General features: G+C 50.9%; 2 protein-coding genes. Both read right to left on the minus strand.

The annotated features are described in order from the left end of the window. Window positions 1-139: 139 nt before the first annotated feature. Window positions 140-769, minus strand: coding sequence for a uracil phosphoribosyltransferase (gene upp / locus RUMCAL_RS04690; protein WP_040647044.1), 630 nt, complete (start codon window positions 767-769; stop codon window positions 140-142). Window positions 770-786: 17 nt separating this feature from the next. Next, entirely contained in the window at window positions 787-1,227 is a 441-nt protein-coding gene (gene rpiB / locus RUMCAL_RS04695) for a ribose 5-phosphate isomerase B (protein WP_040647046.1), read from the minus strand. Between the last annotated feature and the right edge of the window lie 146 nt (window positions 1,228-1,373).

The following is a 1,373-nucleotide window of genomic DNA, read 5'->3' on the forward strand; positions in this document are numbered from 1 at the left end:
GCACAATCTTTGTGCGGTATTGCCATAACAACAAAAACCGCAGCGGAAAGAGCGATTCTCTCCGCTACGGTTTTTTTGAAATCTATTTCAGATGTTGTCCGCACAAAACCGTCAGGCGGGCTTTGTGCGGTATTGCCTTTTACTTTGTGCCGAAAATACGGTCGCCGGCATCGCCCAGACCCGGAACGATATAGCCCTTTTCGTTCAGGCTTTCGTCCACGCCGCCGCAGTAGATGTCCACGTCCGGATGTGCTGCCAGCAGGGCATCGCGTCCCTCCGGACAAGCCAGAATGCACAGGAACTTAATGCTCTTGACACCCATTTCCTTCAGATCCTTGATCGCTGCGATCGCAGAAGTACCGGTTGCCAGCATCGCGTCTACTACGATAACTTCCCGTTCTGCAATATCGTCCGGCATCTTGGAATAATACTTCACTGCATCATGTGTGCCCGGTTCGCAGAAAATGCCGATATGACCGATCTTTGCCGCCGGAATCAACGAAGTCACGCCGTCAACCAGTCCCAGACCTGCACGGAGAATCGGCACGAATGCCAGCTTTCTGCCGGAGATGACCTTGGTCTTTGCGATTCCCTGATGTGTTTCGATCGTGATTTCCTTCATCGGCAGATCTCTGGTTGCCTCATAGCAAATCAGCATTGCTGTTTCCGAAGTCAGTTCCCGAAATTCCTTTACGCCTGTCATTTTATCCCGCATCAGTGAGATCTTATGCTGCACCAGCGGGTGATCTACTACATGAATTCCTGCCATAATTTTTTCCTCCTGTGTTACCATTCCTGTTCCAGTTCTGTGATCATATGCACACGCTTTTCGTGTCTGCCGCCCTCAAACGGGGTATCCAGAAAGATCTCCACCAATTCCAGTGCCAGACCGCTGCCCAGTGTGCGGGCACCCATGCACATCACATTGGCATCATTGTGCAGACGGGTATACTTGGTAGAAAACGCATCTGCACAGAGTGCGGCACGAACGCCGCGGATCTTATTGGCAGCGATCGACATGCCAATGCCTGTGCCGCAAATCAGAATTCCCATGTCACCGGAGTGCGATGCTACTGCGGCACCAACTGCCTTGGCGATCACCGGATAATCGGCTCTCTCTCCGTCACAGCCACAGTCCTCCACTTCCAACTGCCGTTCTTTCAGCAGTGCGATCACTTCCTGCTTTCGCTCGTAACCGGCGTGGTCGCATCCAATCCAAATCTTCATGTTCTTCTGACTCCTTTGTTCTGAGATATGGCAGCACTCCACAAATACCGCGTTGCCATGCATTCATTATACCATATTTATTTGACAATTGCAAGGGAAATACTACATAAAGCACGGAAATCAATTTTCATGATAGCCTCCCCTGA

This window comes from Ruminococcus callidus ATCC 27760 (assembly GCF_000468015.1).
Taxonomy (GTDB): Bacteria; Bacillota; Clostridia; order Oscillospirales; family Ruminococcaceae; genus Ruminococcus_C; species Ruminococcus_C callidus.

Coding starts and splice junctions, on each gene's coding strand:
- upp (WP_040647044.1), bottom strand. CDS start 769: ATGGCAGGAATTCATGTAGTAGATCACCCGCTGGTGCAGCATAAGATC.
- rpiB (WP_040647046.1), bottom strand. CDS start 1,227: ATGAAGATTTGGATTGGATGCGACCACGCCGGTTACGAGCGAAAGCAG.